The organism is Mycetohabitans sp. B46, assembly GCF_037389205.1.
GTDB lineage: Bacteria > Pseudomonadota > Gammaproteobacteria > Burkholderiales > Burkholderiaceae > Mycetohabitans.
In genome coordinates, this window is record NZ_JADBGL010000004.1 from 106,140 (window position 1) to 119,133 (window position 12,994).

The following is a 12,994-nucleotide window of genomic DNA, read 5'->3' on the forward strand; positions in this document are numbered from 1 at the left end:
TCTCATACAAAGGATGAAGGTGGTTCTATTTCGTAAAGGTTAATTTCCTAGCCCAGGTCGCGCTTGAGAAAGCGCGTGATGCGTGGCGCTGTGCGTAGGCTGCAGCGTGACATCGCACGTCGGAGCAGCGTACTGCGCGCCTTGCTGGCTATCACGCTCGCGTGTATCGCTTATGAAGCTGCGTTGCGGATTGGCCAACTCGATGCCGTGCTCGGTGAAGCGCTCGAGGATGCGTCGGTTGAACTCGCGCTGGACCGGCCAGCGGTGCGTATCGCGGCACGTGATCTGGCCGATCAGCGTGACGCTTGCGCCGTTGATCTGATCGACGCCCCAGAAGCTAAAGTCGGACAGGATGCCATCTTTGAACTTGTCGTCGCGGCGCAACTCGGCCCCAATGTCGATTAACGTCTGGATGGCATATTGCACGTCGGCGCCAGCAGCGATCACCGCCTTTATTGCCGCGTTACCGATGCCGCGGCTGCTGTTGTTGATTGTGGTGATAGAGCTGAATGGCACAGTGTACAACGACCCGTCGCTACCGCGCAGGCGCACCGTGCGTATCGACAGGTGCTCGACCGAGCCTGATACGCCAGCAACCGTGACCCAGTCGCCTACCTGCATCGCGTTTTCTGTTAGCTGCACAAAAATTCCGGTGATAAAGTCCTGCACGAGCTTTTGCGAGCCGAATCCAAGCGTGACGCCAAAAATGCTGGCACCGGCCAGTAGCGGACCAATGTCCACACCGAGTTGGCTAAGCGCGGTGAGCCCGACGATCATCAGGATTGCAGTGAATAACGTGGTGCGCAAGATTGGTAGCAGCGTACGCAATCGCGCGACGCGGACCTTGTCTCCCGCGGCGGTCCATTGTTTAAGCCAGCGTTCGACGCCGACCTTCGACGTCCCCCAGGTTAGCACCGCGACCAGCGCCGCGACTACGATCGTCGCCAATGCCGAGCCGAGTCGGTGTCCGATCGGGTGGTCAACGAAAAACGTGCCGAGGTGCACGCCCCAGATCGACAGCAGCGTGAACAACGTGGCGCCACCGATCACTAGTGATACCAGCTTGCACAACAGTGGATAATAGCGGTATGCGCGTTGATAGCCGATGCTGGCAGAGGCGTCGTTCAGGCCATTGTTGAACGCACGGCCGAGCGCGCCGAATAAGACGATCGCGACAATGCGTGCAACAAGCAGTACCCCGAGCGACAGCCCGCCCAAGTGCAGCACCATCTCATAGCCTTGGTACACGTCCATCGCCCAGATCAGCCATAGCGCCATGATCACAAATGCAGTGGAGCCGGCCCAGATGTCGGCCAGCCAATGACCGAAGTACATCAGCGTCGACCACTTCGTGAAATAGTCACGAATCGCGCGTGAGATCGGTACACGGCATTGCAGGACCGCGATCGCAGCCATTGAATGCGCGACCAGTGCCACTAGCTTGATTAGTGCCAAATGTGCGTCCTCGGTCATACCCAACTGCGCACATGCGCTCGCCAGGGCGCCTGCGCCGCCGGCAATGATTGCGATGCAGGCTATCCAGCGCTGCGCGAATAACACCCACCGGTCCCGCAGCGGCAGCAGCCGCAAGCGTGGCACATCGGGTGAGGAGAAGAACGCGCAAGCGAGCAACGTCACCCGAACGATCACGTAGGCATCGGCAATCACGCCGACTGCATGTGCCACGGGGGCCTCTGTATCTCCAAACGTTGACAGCAATGCGGACGCGCATAGCGCGAATGCCAGCAATGGCACCATGGCAAGCAGCGAATGGATCAGTGCGCAGGGCAGTGCCTGCAACCGACTCCAATGATGTGCGGCATGCAACGCCGACGTGCATGCAGCACTCCTACCGCTTGATCTGCCGTGAGGCGCCGCGTCACTGGCCAGCTCGGCTGACTGATCGCAGCGGACTGCCAGCGCGCCGCGAACCCGCCGCAGCGCTCGCCGCGTTAGCCATTCCACTAGAAGGGATGGCAACAATGAGACAACTAGCAGCTGTAGCAGCACGAGCAGCGAATGTCGGCCTTCCTGCGTCGACAGACGCCATGTCCACCACTGTCGCACAGACGGAAAGTCGAGCAGTGCTGATATCGAGTACCGTACGCGTTGCATAAAGGTGGCGGTGGAACGCGCGATATGCCGTGATAACTGTGTGGCCAGCCCGTTCGCTTCCAGCGCCCGAGTTTGCACGTCTAGCGGGCTGCTGGCCACCGCCGGCACGCTCGGGGGCGCGCCAGAAGGGGATGCAAGCGCGCCTGCTGCCGCAATCGCGCGCAGCGTGTCCTCGAACTGCGCACGGCGCCTCGGATCGTTCAGTGCCTGCAATGCAATACATGCCTGCTCCGGCGTGAGCGCGACCGCGCTGCTCGTCTCAACTGTTGCCGATGCACCGAATGCCGTCGTCGCCGCGGCGCAAGCGGCAACAGGCAATACCACAATCATTATGGTGGGCAGGAAGTTCAATGGACGGACAGGGCGGCTCAATGCCGCGTGGGTGAGTAGGCGCATGACACTGGATCAAGGTGACATGAATGGAATGCGACAGCGTTTGGGCGGTGAAGCTTACGGGTGGCTAAAACGCGGCACGCGGTTCAACGTACTGGTGCCTAATAATGAGCTGATGCGTCGCAAAGCGCAATAGGGCTACCGCCAACGTGCTTTATCCGCGGCTATGGCAAACCTCATCCATTTTACGTAGCGCAGAGCCCTGCTAGACGTCAGGCATGAGAATCGCTTAGGGTCTTCAAAAGTCACTTTGGAGCGCAAAATGACCCACATCATTCAAGAATTTAAACAGTTTGCGATTAGGGGCAATGTCATGGACTTGGCAGTCGGCGTGATCATCGGGAGTGCGTTTTCGAGGATCGTGAATTCGATAGTCAAGGATTTGATCATGCCCGTCATCGGTGTGGTGACGGACGGACTCGATTTTTCGAACAAATTTATCCGTATCGGACATATTCCGGCGACGTTCAAGGACAATCCCGATTCGTACAAGGATTTACAAGAGGCCGGCGTAGCAGTGTTCGGCTATGGAGCGTTCATTACGGTCGTGCTGAATTTTTTAATCCTGGCAGTGATCGTATTTCTGCTGGTGAAGATGGTGAATGAATTACGTCGGCTAGATACGCACATGGCCGATGAAACATCAACCCCGGCCCCGCCGCCGGAGAATATCCTGCTGCTTCGAGAAATCCGCGACGAACTGAGGCAGGGGAGGCAGCATCCTTAGCATGTCGATCGCCTATGCGCAAACAGCTGCGCGATATTGGTGACCCGATGGGTCAGCAATTGGACCAGGGCGCCGAAGCGAATCGCCGCGCGCGGCGCATTGCGCTTGTCGCGCTTGCCAGGCGGCTAGTGATTGCATTATGGCGCTACCTAGAAGATGGCGTGATTTTAGAAAGCGCTCGGTTGAAAGGGGCATAAGTGGACATGGTTCATCGCTGTAAGATCAACGTCTATTGGAGGGGCTGAACTGAGGTATGCCCGTAGAGCCGACGGGTTGTTGAACGTAACCGATCATTAGAGGGAGCCTATCCATCGGACCAGAATGTCCGATGTAGCGCGCATACAGGATGAGGCCAGAGGTAGGGCGGTCTCAAGAGTCAAGTGCAACGTTTAGCTAATCCGGCTTTTCCAGTCCTTTGGCCATGGCCTCCCCGGGAGCGTCCTAGTCAAGGGTTGACGGGCCTCGTCAGAATTTACAGGTTTCACGCCTCGGTATGCCTGCTTCTTGCAAATCACACAACACCGTTTGACGTTGAGTGGGATGCGGCCCGGTGATCGTCCTCGATACGCACGCGCTGGTCTGGTGGGTAAACGGTGACGACGCCCTGAGTAAGAAGGCCAAGGCGGCTATAGAGCGGGAGCGGGAGCTGGATGGCGGGCAGATCATTGTGTCTGCGATCTCCGCTTGGGAAATTGCGATGCTCGTTGAGCGCGAAAAGCTGGTGCTGTCGATGGACGTCGCCAGTTGGCTCACGACCGTCTCCGCGATCGACGCCGTTCGCTTTGTGCCTGTAGATGTTGAGAGTGGCTTGAAGTCGATAGATCTGCCGGGCGAGTTTCATAAGGACCCGGCCGATCGCATGATCGTAGCGACTGCGCGAAAGCTGGCTGTACCGTTGGTGACTCGGGATGAGAAGATGGTTGATGAATCTGTCCTGCGTCGGAACGCGCGCGGCGAGCGGTATGTAGTGGTCTAATGAACCCGGATACTGATTTAGGCGAGAATATTCGCCATGAAGCGGTGTCTGATGACCAAGCGACCTCGTTTGTTCTCCCCGCAGTTCACTCAGGCCCGCGCGCACAGCTACGATGCGGCGCTACTGAAAACACGTTTGATTGCGTCATGCAGGGCTGAGCGCGACAGGCAGCGGCGCGGGCCTCGGAAGGGCATGACCAGCGGCGTGGCTTTGGCTGGCGACCTCGGCAATGCGCAGGCTTTGCAGGTAGAAAAGCGTTGTCTGCCAGCGGCAGCGCGCGTAGTACGCTTGCTGCGCTGCCGTTTTCTAGGGCAGCTGCCCAACGAACTGTATGAAGGACCGAATTTGATCTATATTTAGTCTTGTCGCCAGTCAGTAAGCTACCTTAAACGCCACGCAGCCGACATCATTAAGAATATTTTTGAGTCCCGGGAGCCAATGCTGATCACTCAAAATGGGGAGGCCCGGGGAAGCCAAGCTTGTGGTCATGGACGTTCGCTCTTACGAGCAGCAGGAAGATACCCTTGCCCTTCTCAAAATTCTTGTCATGGGTAACCAGGAAATTTCTCAAGGCCGCTTCCGCGATGCGGATGACGTCTTTGCCGACCTAGACAAGGAAGACCGCGGGTGAAAGTTGTTTTTCTTGAAGGCGTCAAAGAGGACTTAAAGGAGCCTCGTCGCTACATCATTAAAAACTTTGGCCGATCAACTGGGCAAGAGACTGATCAACCAATCAAGTATTCTGTTCGAGACATTTTAATTTTCCCCCAAAGCGGCGTTATCCCTGAAGAGCTTGTTGACTGTAGTGACATTCGCCGCGACATGAGAACACTTCTTTCCCGCCGGCTGCTACGCGTGATCAAATAGTGGCGCCGTTAAGAATCAGGCGGCAATGCCAAAATCGGCTCCAGGGTAACTGCGCGCCCGTGTACCGGCTGCTCCACAGCGCGAGCTTCCATAAGGGACGACGGCGCACTGAACCTGCGCCTAGAGCGTGTTAGGCCCTTAATGGGACAGCATGAACGAGCATGAGCCTAGCGGAGACGACGAAATGCAGGCCGGCTAGGGTTTCGGGCAAGCGCTCGTAGTTACGAGCTAGTCGCCTGAACCGGTTGAGGTAGCCGAAGCTGCGCTCGAGCACCCAGCGGCGGGACAGCACTGAGCGCAAATCATGGATCATAGCTTTGAAGCAACCCGCTTTCAGCCAACGCTGCGTTTGCTGCTAGACCCGTTCCCAAGGCGGGAAGTGGGTTAGAAGCATACGCCACGAGGCACCCGTTCGCGCCATCCAGCGCAGCACGTTGAACATTTCGCGCAGCTCATATCGACGCTGCGGTGCAGCTTCATTCATTAAAGTCAGGTAGGGAGCGGCAAAGCTCCATGCCTCGTTCGATACATCCGTCGGGTAAGGCTTGCGTTCTGTCATCCCGACAGAGTAACAACGCAGGCCAAAAATGCCTAACATACTCTAGGCTTGACACGTCAGAAGGGCCAACGCTTACGAGCGAGATTGGGGCGGGCTAAAGGCTGTTCTGAATGTGTGACAGCCACCACTCCGACGGTCCGGCACTCCGCTACGTGCTCACGATCGTGACACTGCTGGCGAGACCAGAAGTAGAAGGGGGCGGCGTCGCGCCGCACGCCGCTAGCGCGTGGTGTTTTTCAGCAGCTGCGCCTTCTCGCGTTGCCAGTCGCGCTTCTTTTCGGTCTCGCGCTTATCGTGCAGCTTCTTGCCCCGGGCTAGGCCGATTTCGCACTTCACCCGTCCATTCTTGTAGTGGAAGTTCAGCGGCACCAACGTATAGCCGCGCTGCTCGACCTTGCCGATCAGCTTGCGGATCTCATCGGCGTTGAGCAGCAACTTGCGGGTGCGAACAGGATCCGCGTGCACGTGCGTCGAGGCGGTCTGCAATGGGCTGATGTGTGTGCCGATCAGGAACAGTTCGCCGTTGCGGATCACCACGTAGCCTTCCTTGATCTGGCCGCGCCCGGCGCGCAGTGCCTTGACCTCCCAGCCCTCAAGCACGAGCCCCGCCTCGTAGCGTTCCTCGATGAAGTAATCGAAGAATGCTTTCTTGTTGTCGATGATGCTCATGAATGGGTTTTGACCAACTCGGATAAAATTACGATTTTAGCAAAGCGACCCGGCGCCGAAGGCCGCGTCGCGTCCGCGCGTGCTCCGGCTCGCCGCGACGCGCGTGGCGCCAAGCGCCTCCTCGATGCCCTTTTATGGCAGACGTCCAAAAAACCGTCCTGATTCGCTATTCCGCCGAACGCATGTTCGACCTTGTGACTGATGTCGCCGACTACCCCAACTTTCTGCCTTGGTGCGGTGGCGTCGAGATCCGGCACCAGGACGAGACAAGCATGGAAGCACGGATCGACATCCGCTTCAAGGGGATTCATCAGCATTTCGCCACACATAACAAGCAACGGCGCCCGGAACGGATCGATATGGAGTTCACTGAAGGGCCTTTCAAGCGGTTCACCGGCTATTGGAACTTCATCCCGCTGCGGGACGATGCGTGCAAGGTCGAGTTTGCGTTGCACTATGAGTTTTCCAGCATCATTTTGGAGAAACTGATCGGACCGGTGTTCAATCACATCGCGAACACGTTCGTCGAATCGTTCGTCAAGCGGGCAGGGGAGCGCTATGGCAAGCGTTGATCCAGCGGCGCTGGGCGGCGCCAGGGCCATGATCGAGGTGCAAGTGTGCTATGCGCTGCCCGACACCCAAACGCTCGTTGACTTGCGACTGCCGAGCGGCGCGACGCTGCGTGAGGCCATCGAGGCCAGCGGGATCGTCGCGATGCATCCGCAAATCGACCTGGCGCAGCAGCGCGTCGGCGTGTTCGGACGCATCCGCGCGCTGGACTCGGTGCTCGAAAATGGTGACCGCGTCGAAATTTATCGTCCGTTGACCGTCGATCCGAAGCTCGCGCGCCAGCGCCGGGTCGACAAAGCTCGTAACAGCGGCTCGCTTGAAGGACGCAAATGGCGCGCGAAAGACGCCCGCTGAAGTGGACCGCGTATGATGCGCCCCTTCAGCGGCGGTCGGCACGTCAGTGCGTCGAGATGTGCGCGTCCTCTTCAATCGCGTGCCGCGACCGGCCCGGGCGCGACGGCTGGCTCGCGTGCTGGCGCACTGACCAGCTCACGCCCGCAACGAGCAGCACGATCGCGCCCCATTCGAGCGCGCGCGGCCAGCGCTGCGCGTAGATGAACCCGTACACGAGCGCGAACAGTGTCTCAAACACGATCAACTGGCCCGATAGCGTCAATGGCACGCGTTTCGCCGCAGCGTTCCACAACGCATTGCCCCACCACGAACAGCCGATGGCGATGGCTAAGTTGAGCGCCCAGAACAGTTGCCAGCGTCCGGCATCGAGCGCTGGCCACCCGACTGCGCTGCTCGGCATCAGCAGCAGCCCGGCCCATAGCAGCGCGCCGAGCACGCCGGTGACAATGCCCGATGCAATCGACCATTCGTTGCTGTCGAAATGTCCTGACTTGCGCAGATAGCGCGCATTGGCGACGGCGAACCCGGTCCACGCCGCCAGGGCACCCGCTGCGCACAGCACACCGGCGATTCGGCTTGCGATCGTGCCGTGCGTGGCGGCCGCTGCCGTGAAGACGTCGATGTTGATGCAGGCGATGCCGGCGGCAATCATCAGCAGTGCAAGCGCAAGCCGCCGCAGTGGAACCGCGTCATGATCGGCGCGTCCGGCCAGCGTGACGGTCAGCGGCAGCACGCCGACGATCAGCGACGAGGGCGCGACGCCGACCCACTGTACCGCTGCGGCGACCAGGATGTAATAGACGAGGTTGCCTGCGAGTGCGAGCCAGATGAGTACCACGAGATCCGCGCGCGTGAGCTTGGATAGCAGCCGGCGCGCGTTGGGCAGCGCGACGGTGACCGACACTAGGCCGTACAACAGATAGCGTCCGGCGGCCAGCAACAACGGCGAGAAGTCCGGCAGCAGGCGCGGGCCGAGAAAGACAAAGCCCCACACCGCACCCGCTAGCAGGCCGTACATCACCCCACGTCGCATTGCCGACTCCCTGTCATCATTGGCTGTGCTGCGCCCGGTTGCGCACGTTTGCCGCGCCGCAATCCGGCGGCACGTGCGAGGCGTCGGGCATGAGGCGATGGGCGCGAGGCGACGGACGCGGCGGCAATCCAAGGCGCGCAGCATAGCACGGGGTCGATTTGTCGTGCTTGTCGAATCCGGCAATCGGCGCAATGCTCACATCGGCCCGGACCATAAAACGGGGACATAGGTGTAACTGGCTGTTCAGACAGTGAAAATCCGGGAAACTATCGGTATAATCCGATTTTGCGCCTATAGGATTTGCCATGCGTCTGATCCAAAAAGCACTCACATTCGATGACGTGCTCCTCGTGCCGGCGTACTCGAACGTACTGCCGCGTGACACCAGTCTCAAAACCCGCCTGACTCGCCATATCTCGCTGAACATGCCGCTGATTTCGGCGGCGATGGACACGGTTACCGAAGGACGGCTTGCGATTGCGATGGCGCAGCAGGGTGGAATCGGCATCGTGCACAAGAACCTGACGCCGGCCGAACAGGCGCGTGAAGTCGCGAAGGTCAAGCGGTTCGAATCCGGTGTGTTGCGCGATCCGATTACCGTGCCGCCCGATATGAAGGTGCACGACGTGATTGCGCTGTCGCGCCAGCATGGCATTTCCGGCTTCCCGGTCGTCGATGGCGCAAAACTCATCGGCATCGTGACGAACCGCGACCTGCGCTTCGAGGAGCGGCTGGATGAGCCGGTGCGCGCGATCATGACGCCGCGTGAGCGGCTGGTCACGGTCAGCGAGGGGACGTCGCTCGCGCAAGCCAAGGCGCTAATGCACCGCCACCGCCTGGAGCGTGTGCTGGTCGTCAACGAGGCGTTCGAGCTGCGCGGATTGATGACGGTTAAGGACATCACGAAGGCGACCGAGCACCCAGATGCCTGCAAAGACGAGCACGGCAAGTTGCGGGTCGGTGCTGCCGTCGGCGTCGGTCCGGAGAACGTGGCGCGCGTCGAGGCGCTAGCGGCGGCGGGTGTCGACGTGATCGTCGTTGACACCGCGCACGGGCACAGCCAAGGCGTGCTGGAACGGGTGCGCTGGGTCAAGCAGCATTTTCCGCATATCGATGTGATTGGCGGCAATATTGCGACGGCCGAAGCGGCCAAGGCGCTGGTCGAGCATGGCGCTGACGGCGTGAAGGTTGGCATCGGCCCGGGTTCGATCTGCACCACGCGGATCGTCGCGGGTGTCGGCGTGCCGCAGATCACCGCGATCGCGAACGTGGCTGACGCGCTGCGGGGCAGCGGCGTGCCGGTGGTCGCCGACGGTGGTGTGCGCTACTCCGGGGATGTATCGAAGGCGTTGGCCGCGGGCGCCGACGCGGTGATGATGGGCAGCATGCTGGCCGGCACCGAGGAATCACCCGGCGACGTGTTTCTGTTCCAGGGACGCCAATATAAATCGTATCGCGGCATGGGTTCAGTTGGCGCTATGAAAGATGGCGCGGCGGACCGCTACTTTCAGGAAGACAATTCGGCCAACGTCGACAAGCTGGTGCCGGAAGGGATTGAAGGCCGCGTCGCGTATAAGGGTGGCGTCAACGCGATCCTGTTCCAATTGATCGGCGGGGTGCGCGCGAGCATGGGCTACTGTGGTTGCCGCACGATCGAGGAGTTGCACGAGAAAGCCGCATTTGTTGAAATCACGGCGGCCGGCGTCCGCGAGTCGCACGTGCATGACGTGCAGATCACGAAGGAAGCGCCGAACTACCACGTCGAGTGAGCGCACGCATGAAAGCCCTGTTGCGCGCAGTACTGATCGTCGATGCGCTGGTGACGGCGGCGTTCGGTCTGTTGATGATCGCAACCCCATGGCGGTCGCTGTACGACACGCTGCAGTTGGTACAAGTGTCGCCGGCGATGGTGGGACAGTTATTCGGCATCGTGCTGTTAGCACTGGCTGGATTGCAATTGCGCGCGGCGATTCATGGCGCGCTGACTGCGCCAGTTGCTGGCGCCAGTGGCCATGCGCTGTGGGCCTGCGGCGTGCTGATGCTCGTCTGGCTGGTCGCCGTGCGCTCGCCGTCGCTGGTCGGCCTTGGCCTTTGGATCGGACCGCTGGTGGGTGTCGCGTTGCTGCTGTATGGGCTGATCAACGTCCGGTTGGCCGCCGCGGTACGGCGGCGTGACCGGGCGGCTGCGCAAGGTGCGGCCTCCGCGGCGCGTGCGCGCGAACGTGCCACTGCGACGGCGACGATGACACTGGCTCAGGCCGTAGACATGCCGACCAGTCCGGCGCAATCAGCCGGCCAGGCACCGGCGGTGCCGGCAACGACGCGGCCCAGTGCATCGGCACCCAACACATCGCCATCCAACGCGTCGATACCCGAGGGCGGCCCTGGGGCTGACGAACGTCGCGAGCCGTTCGTGCGCGGCGACAATGACACGGATCGGGGTTGAACGGCGCCTCGATACCTGCCTGGAACACGCCTCCTGCCGTATTGCGCGCCGTGCTGTCGTCGGCTCCGCGCACAGCGCGGCTCGTCCCGTTTTCATTCTATTAAGATTGACTCATTGCCATGCATGACAAGATCCTGATTCTCGACTTTGGCTCCCAGGTCACGCAGTTGATCGCGCGCCGTGTGCGCGAGGCGCATGTCTACTCTGAGGTGCATCCATACGATGTCGATGACGCATTCGTGCGCGAATTCAAGCCGAAGGGCGTGATTTTGTCCGGCGGTCCAAACTCGGTCACCGACACGAATACGCCTCGCGTGCCGCAGGCCGTGTTTGATCTAGGCGTGCCGGTACTGGGCATTTGTTACGGCATGCAGGCGATGGCGCTGCAACTCGGCGGCAAGGTCGAACTCGGCCACGTGCGCGAGTTCGGCTACGCCGAGGTACGTGCGCGCAACCATACGAAGCTGCTGGAGGCGATCGAGGATTTCACGACGCCGGAAGGCCATGGCATGCTGAAGGTCTGGATGAGCCACGGTGACAAGGTGGTTGAGATGCCGCCCGGCTTCAAGCTCATGGCGTCGACCGAGTCATGCCCGATTGCGGCGATGGCCGATGAGGATCGCCGGTTCTACGGGTTGCAGTGGCATCCGGAGGTCACGCATACGATCAAGGGCCGTGACATGCTGAACCGGTTCGTGCTCGAGTTGTGCGGGGCGACGCCGGATTGGGAAATGGGGCACTATATCGCCGAGGCGGTAGAGCAGATCCGTGCGCAGGTCGGTAACGAGCGGGTGATCCTTGGATTGTCTGGCGGCGTTGATTCGTCGGTTGCGGCGGCACTGCTGCACCGTGCGATCGGTGATCAATTGACTTGCGTGTTTGTCGACCACGGCTTGCTGCGGCTCAACGAAGCGGAGCAGGTCATGGAGACGTTCGGACGGCATCTCGGAGTCAAGGTGATCCACGTCGACGCCAGCGACGCATTCATGAGCAAGCTGGCCGGCGTGACGGATCCGGAGCACAAGCGCAAGATCATCGGGGCGGAATTCGTCGAGGTGTTCCAGAACGAGGCCCGCAAGCTGACCGACGCGAAATGGCTCGCGCAAGGCACGATCTATCCGGATGTGATCGAGTCGGCTGGCAAAGGCAAGAAGGGTACGCATACGATCAAGAGTCACCACAACGTGGGCGGATTACCGGAAACGCTGAATTTGAAACTGCTCGAGCCGCTGCGCGAGTTGTTCAAGGATGAGGTGCGCGAGCTTGGCGTCAAGCTCGGCTTGCCGTCGTCGATGGTGTATCGACACCCATTCCCCGGGCCAGGGCTGGGTGTGCGGATCCTGGGCGAGGTCAAGCGCGAATTCGCCGATCTGCTGCGCAAAGCCGATGCGATCTTCATCGAAACGTTGCGCACGACGATTGATCCGGATAGCGGCAAGTCGTGGTATGAGTTGACCAGCCAAGCGTTTGCGGTCTTTCTGCCGGTGCGCAGCGTCGGTGTAATGGGCGATGGCCGCACGTATGACTATGTCGTCGCGTTACGCGCGGTGCAGACGCACGATTTCATGACCGCGCATTGGGCACATTTGCCGTATGAATTGCTTGGGCGCGTGTCGAATCGCATCATTAATGAGGTGCGGGGTATCAATCGCGTTGTGTACGATATTTCGGGCAAGCCGCCGGCGACGATTGAGTGGGAGTGACGTGTTGCCTCATGGGAGGATGTTACCCCCGGCTAATTGTCACCGACGAATCGTTTTGCGGTAAAGGCTGACCCTGCATAGCAAAGTCAGCCTTTACCGCGTCGGCGCCACCACGTATCCGGGTCATTATTCCAGATAACCGGGCCGCGGATCGTTCCAGTCAGTAAAGGTCTTGACCGGCACAGTACGGCGGATTGCTGCGCGCAAAGTAAAAATGGCTCTTCCCCACTTTGTGTGAAGTTTCACGTCACAAGTCAGCACCGATTCAACACGCGAGTACGAAGCAGCTGAAAGCCGGCGCGTCCATACATTTGGCGCTTGGGGAGCTTGAGCCGATTGATATGGCTTTCGACGATGCTGTTGCTGTAGGGCGTGAGTAGTGCAGCGTGTACGGCATCGTAATCGTGGCCAATGCCTGCTGCAAACCGCTGCATTTCTGGTACACCGCTGGCCTGCGCTTGACGCAGCCAGCTTGCCAACGCTTCATGTGCGCGGCGCTTTTGATCGTCATTGTCACCTGCAGATTCACCCAAAGTGGGGAAGCGCCATGTTTAACGTGCTGTTGACACCCAAGGCAAGTCC

At 60.1% G+C, this 12,994-nt stretch carries 13 protein-coding genes and 3 pseudogenes; 11 read left to right on the top strand and 5 right to left on the bottom strand.

The window, feature by feature from the left end; translation table 11 throughout:
- Positions 1 to 39: 39 nt before the first annotated feature.
- Positions 40 to 2,511, bottom strand: coding sequence for a mechanosensitive ion channel family protein (locus tag IHE30_RS05900; protein WP_337689487.1), 2,472 nt, complete (start codon positions 2,509 to 2,511; stop codon positions 40 to 42).
- 259 nt (positions 2,512 to 2,770) lie between these two features.
- On the opposite strand from IHE30_RS05900, the gene mscL reads away from it, so the two are divergent.
- The 6 genes and pseudogenes from mscL (at position 2,771) to IHE30_RS05930 (ending at position 5,078) form a co-directional block, all read left to right on the top strand.
- Complete coding sequence (gene mscL / locus IHE30_RS05905) at positions 2,771 to 3,235, top strand: large conductance mechanosensitive channel protein MscL (protein ID WP_337689488.1); 465 nt, start codon at positions 2,771 to 2,773, stop codon at positions 3,233 to 3,235.
- A 65-nt stretch (positions 3,236 to 3,300) separates the two neighbouring features.
- Positions 3,301 to 3,432, top strand: a pseudogene (locus IHE30_RS05910) (IS110 family transposase); the annotation flags it as partial.
- 353 nt (positions 3,433 to 3,785) lie between these two features.
- Positions 3,786 to 4,211 carry a type II toxin-antitoxin system VapC family toxin gene (locus IHE30_RS05915; RefSeq protein ID WP_337689489.1) on the top strand — a complete coding sequence of 142 codons (426 nt, stop codon included), beginning with the start codon at positions 3,786 to 3,788 and terminating at the stop codon, positions 4,209 to 4,211.
- 192 nt (positions 4,212 to 4,403) lie between these two features.
- Positions 4,404 to 4,571 carry a hypothetical protein gene (locus IHE30_RS05920; protein ID WP_337689490.1) on the top strand — a complete coding sequence of 56 codons (168 nt, stop codon included), beginning with the start codon at positions 4,404 to 4,406 and terminating at the stop codon, positions 4,569 to 4,571.
- Between the two features lie 45 nt (positions 4,572 to 4,616).
- A pseudogene (locus IHE30_RS05925) lies at positions 4,617 to 4,842 on the top strand (prevent-host-death protein).
- The gene (locus IHE30_RS05930) at positions 4,839 to 5,078 is read left to right on the top strand and encodes a type II toxin-antitoxin system RelE/ParE family toxin (protein WP_337689491.1); all 240 of its coding nucleotides are present in this window, start codon (positions 4,839 to 4,841) and stop codon (positions 5,076 to 5,078) included. The pseudogene IHE30_RS05925 and the gene IHE30_RS05930 overlap by 4 nt, the downstream one beginning before the upstream one ends.
- Before the next feature lie 130 nt (positions 5,079 to 5,208).
- Here the strand turns inward: IHE30_RS05930 and IHE30_RS05935 are convergent.
- Both IHE30_RS05935 and smpB read right to left on the bottom strand, forming a co-directional pair.
- Positions 5,209 to 5,637: pseudogene (locus IHE30_RS05935) on the bottom strand (transposase).
- A 219-nt stretch (positions 5,638 to 5,856) separates the two neighbouring features.
- Complete coding sequence (gene smpB, locus IHE30_RS05940) at positions 5,857 to 6,306, bottom strand: SsrA-binding protein SmpB (protein ID WP_013435278.1); 450 nt, start codon at positions 6,304 to 6,306, stop codon at positions 5,857 to 5,859.
- A gap of 134 nt (positions 6,307 to 6,440) precedes the next feature.
- On the opposite strand from smpB, the gene IHE30_RS05945 reads away from it, so the two are divergent.
- Together IHE30_RS05945 and IHE30_RS05950 are read left to right on the top strand one after the other, a co-directional pair.
- On the top strand, positions 6,441 to 6,878 hold the full coding sequence (locus IHE30_RS05945) for a type II toxin-antitoxin system RatA family toxin (protein ID WP_337689492.1): 438 nt from the start codon (positions 6,441 to 6,443) through the stop codon (positions 6,876 to 6,878).
- A gap of 28 nt (positions 6,879 to 6,906) precedes the next feature.
- The gene (locus IHE30_RS05950) at positions 6,907 to 7,230 is read left to right on the top strand and encodes an RnfH family protein (RefSeq protein WP_337689613.1); all 324 of its coding nucleotides are present in this window, start codon (positions 6,907 to 6,909) and stop codon (positions 7,228 to 7,230) included.
- A 43-nt stretch (positions 7,231 to 7,273) separates the two neighbouring features.
- Here the strand turns inward: IHE30_RS05950 and IHE30_RS05955 are convergent, their stop codons facing one another.
- Positions 7,274 to 8,263, bottom strand: a complete 990-nt coding sequence (locus IHE30_RS05955; RefSeq protein ID WP_337689493.1) for a DMT family transporter — start codon at positions 8,261 to 8,263, stop codon at positions 7,274 to 7,276.
- A gap of 305 nt (positions 8,264 to 8,568) precedes the next feature.
- On the opposite strand from IHE30_RS05955, the gene guaB reads away from it, so the two are divergent.
- From guaB to guaA, 3 genes are all read left to right on the top strand, one after another.
- Complete coding sequence (gene guaB, locus IHE30_RS05960) at positions 8,569 to 10,032, top strand: IMP dehydrogenase (RefSeq protein WP_337689494.1); 1,464 nt, start codon at positions 8,569 to 8,571, stop codon at positions 10,030 to 10,032.
- 8 nt (positions 10,033 to 10,040) lie between these two features.
- Positions 10,041 to 10,709, top strand: a complete 669-nt coding sequence (locus tag IHE30_RS05965) for a hypothetical protein (RefSeq protein ID WP_337689495.1) — start codon at positions 10,041 to 10,043, stop codon at positions 10,707 to 10,709.
- Positions 10,710 to 10,828: 119 nt separating this feature from the next.
- Positions 10,829 to 12,412: a glutamine-hydrolyzing GMP synthase gene (guaA, locus tag IHE30_RS05970; protein ID WP_337689496.1), complete on the top strand. Its 1,584-nt coding sequence runs from the start codon at positions 10,829 to 10,831 to the stop codon at positions 12,410 to 12,412.
- A 254-nt stretch (positions 12,413 to 12,666) separates the two neighbouring features.
- On the opposite strand, the gene IHE30_RS05975 is transcribed toward guaA, so the two are convergent.
- Entirely contained in the window at positions 12,667 to 12,945 is a 279-nt protein-coding gene (locus IHE30_RS05975; protein ID WP_443193606.1) for a transposase, read from the bottom strand.
- Between the last annotated feature and the right edge of the window lie 49 nt (positions 12,946 to 12,994).

Bases quoted from the DNA above. Each gene is read 5' to 3' on its own strand.
- IHE30_RS05900 (WP_337689487.1), bottom strand. From the start codon at position 2,511: ATGCGCCTACTCACCCACGCGGCATTGAGCCGCCCTGTCCGTCCATTG.
- mscL (WP_337689488.1), top strand. From the start codon at position 2,771: ATGACCCACATCATTCAAGAATTTAAACAGTTTGCGATTAGGGGCAAT.
- IHE30_RS05920 (WP_337689490.1), top strand. From the start codon at position 4,404: ATGACCAGCGGCGTGGCTTTGGCTGGCGACCTCGGCAATGCGCAGGCT.
- smpB (WP_013435278.1), bottom strand. From the start codon at position 6,306: ATGAGCATCATCGACAACAAGAAAGCATTCTTCGATTACTTCATCGAG.
- IHE30_RS05945 (WP_337689492.1), top strand. From the start codon at position 6,441: ATGGCAGACGTCCAAAAAACCGTCCTGATTCGCTATTCCGCCGAACGC.
- IHE30_RS05950 (WP_337689613.1), top strand. From the start codon at position 6,907: ATGATCGAGGTGCAAGTGTGCTATGCGCTGCCCGACACCCAAACGCTC.
- IHE30_RS05955 (WP_337689493.1), bottom strand. From the start codon at position 8,263: ATGCGACGTGGGGTGATGTACGGCCTGCTAGCGGGTGCGGTGTGGGGC.
- guaB (WP_337689494.1), top strand. From the start codon at position 8,569: ATGCGTCTGATCCAAAAAGCACTCACATTCGATGACGTGCTCCTCGTG.
- IHE30_RS05965 (WP_337689495.1), top strand. From the start codon at position 10,041: ATGAAAGCCCTGTTGCGCGCAGTACTGATCGTCGATGCGCTGGTGACG.
- guaA (WP_337689496.1), top strand. From the start codon at position 10,829: ATGCATGACAAGATCCTGATTCTCGACTTTGGCTCCCAGGTCACGCAG.